The organism is Mesorhizobium sp. M7A.F.Ca.ET.027.03.2.1, from assembly GCF_003999175.1.
Classification (GTDB): Bacteria; Pseudomonadota; Alphaproteobacteria; order Rhizobiales; family Rhizobiaceae; genus Mesorhizobium.
In genome coordinates, this window is sequence record NZ_RZOM01000953.1 from 1 (window position 1) to 2,417 (window position 2,417).

Genomic DNA, 2,417 nt, shown 5'->3' on the forward strand with positions numbered 1-2,417 from the left:
TCTCAAGGGCATCGACACCGGCATTGCCGACGAGCCGATGCTGCGCGCCTGGATCCAGGATCCCGCACGGCCGGCGGCGATCTATGACGAGCGGCCCGGCCGCTGGGTGGCGGAACCGGCGTGGCCGGGACCCGGCGTCGGCGAAAAGGTGCTGAACCTTGCGCCGCATGTGCTGAGCGAAGCCAAGGGCGCAAACGCGATCCTGGAGGTTTCATCGCCACAGACGGCCGGCCTGTCGTCCGGCGCCTGGTGCGGCTATGGCGTGATGCCGACCTTGCCGGTCGACCAGCGCATGGAAGAAGGCAATGCCCTGATCTTCGAGACGGCGCCGTTGACCGATGCGGTCGAGATCCTTGGCTTCCCCGAATTCGAGGTCAAGCTCTCCTCCGACAAGCCCGTCGCCCTTCTGTCCGCCACGCTGTCGCAGGTATTTCCTGAAGGTGCCGCCTCGCGTATCAGCTACGGTATTCTCAATCTGAGCCATCGCAACGATGATCTGGACATCGCACCCATGGTGCCGGGCCAGGCGGAGACCGTCCGCGTCAAGCTGCGCTGCTGCGGGCAGCGTTTCGAGGTCGGCGAGCGTATCCGGCTGGCGCTTGCGACATCGCATTGGCCGATTGTCTTCCCGACCGCTGAGCAGGCGACGCTGTCGATCCATTGCGGCGACAGCCGGCTGATCCTGCCAGTGCGCCCACCGCAGAAGCTGGACGACACGCTGGGGGCTTTCTTGGGCGCGGAAAGCGCCGCGCCGATGGAGCAGGAGGTGCTGGCCAAGGGCGGCGGCTTCCAGCGCTCGGTGTCGACGGACCAGGTCACCGGCGAGACCGTCTATCAGGTCGTCAATGATGGCGGCACGGTGCGGCATCCACATACGCAGATGACCGTTGCGGCGAGGCATGTCGACCGGTTCACCATCCACCCCGACGATCCGAACTCGGCGGTCGGCACCTGCACATGGGACAAGTCCTATGGGCGCGGCGACTGGCAGGTGCGGCTTTCAGTGAAGGCGACGGTAAGGGCGCTGCGAAAGGTCTGGCGGATCGAGACCCACATCACCGCCCATGATGGTGATGAGCTGATCGTCGACCGCAACGAGGTCAAGGAGTATCCGCGCGATCTCAACTGAGAGCGACTGCGACGCTGCGGTTAGGCCATCGACTTCGGCAAGGCGGCGGCCAGCGCATCGACGGCCAACCGCACCTTCAGCGGCAGATGCGGCGTCTGCAGCCAAAGCGCATGGCAGTCGTAGAGATATCGAGGCTGGTCCGGCAACAGTGCGACCAGCGCGCCGGCTTCAATGCGCTCGCGCACCAGCCACCAGGGCAACCAGGCAAGGCCCATGCCGTCGGCAGCCGCGTCAGCGATGGCATCGAGATCGTCGAGCCGCAGCCGGCCGGTCGGTATGATCTCCTGCACCGGTTGCCCCTCTCGCGCAAATAGCCAGGGCTGAATGATCTGGCCGAGCCGGCGGTAGACAATTGCCTGATGGTCGGCGAGATCCTCGATCTGTCGCGGTTCGCCATGAATTCTAAGATAGGAAGGTGCGGCGCAGACGACCATGTCCTGGCGCGCGACGCGGCGTGCGATCACCCCCGCCTTGTCGCCCAGAGCACCGGTCCGAATGGCGAGATCGTAGCCATCCTCGGCAAGATCGGCGAAGCGATCGCTGAGAGATAGATCGAGTTCCAGCATCGGATATTGCCGGGCGAGTTTCAGCAGCACGGGCGTCACGCAGTGGCGACCGAAATGCGCCGGCATGGTGACGCGCAGTTTTCCGCGTGGCTCCGAAAACTGGTCGGCGGCGAGCGCATCTGCGGCGTCGGCCTCGGCCAGCACCACCCGACAGCGTTCATAGTAAGCGCGGCCGAAATCGGTCAGGCTCTGCCGGCGTGTGGTCCGGTTGAGCAGGCGAACGCCAAGCCGTTCTTCGAGAGACCGGACATGCTTGCCAACCATCGGTCCCGAGACGTCCAGGGCGACCGCTGCTGCCGCGAACGAGCCGAGATCGACGGCCTTGACGAACACAGCCATGCTTTCGAGCCGATCCATATTCGGAACTCCTGGTTTCTACTGTTCTTCTCGTGCAGCCATTTATCCCCGGGCAGCCTAGCTGCATAGCTCATTCGGTCCAGTTGATTTGGAGTATCCCGAATGACACGTGTGGTTCGCTTTCACCAGCATGGCGGCCCTGAGGTTCTGCGCATCGAGGATGCCGAGCTTCCCCCACCGGGCCCGTGCGAAGTTCAAATCCGCGTCAAGGCGCTCGGCCTCAACCGCGCCGACGCGCTGCTGCGCGCGGGTTCCTATATCGAGACGCCGAAGCTGCCCTCGGGGCTTGGTCTCGAAGCGGCGGGTGTCATCGAGGCTATAGGCGACGGCGTGAAGGAATTCGCGCCGGGCGACGGCGTCAGTGT

At 64.7% G+C, this 2,417-nt stretch carries 3 protein-coding genes; 2 read left to right on the plus strand and 1 reads right to left on the minus strand.

All coding sequences use genetic code 11. The features are described from left to right. Positions 1 to 1,129: CocE/NonD family hydrolase C-terminal non-catalytic domain-containing protein (locus tag EN750_RS29495; protein WP_281062338.1), on the plus strand; the 1,129-nt coding region annotated here is incomplete at its 5' end. Positions 1,130 to 1,149: 20 nt separating this feature from the next. Here the strand turns inward: EN750_RS29495 and EN750_RS29500 are convergent. Next, entirely contained in the window at positions 1,150 to 2,052 is a 903-nt protein-coding gene (locus EN750_RS29500; RefSeq protein ID WP_127398856.1) for a LysR family transcriptional regulator, read from the minus strand. A 102-nt stretch (positions 2,053 to 2,154) separates the two neighbouring features. Here EN750_RS29500 and EN750_RS29505 point away from each other — a divergent pair. Further along, on the plus strand, positions 2,155 to 2,417 hold a 263-nt coding region (locus tag EN750_RS29505), incomplete at its 3' end, for an alcohol dehydrogenase catalytic domain-containing protein (protein ID WP_148669946.1).

Bases quoted from the DNA above. Each gene is read 5' to 3' on its own strand.
- EN750_RS29500 (WP_127398856.1), bottom strand. From the start codon at position 2,052: ATGGATCGGCTCGAAAGCATGGCTGTGTTCGTCAAGGCCGTCGATCTC.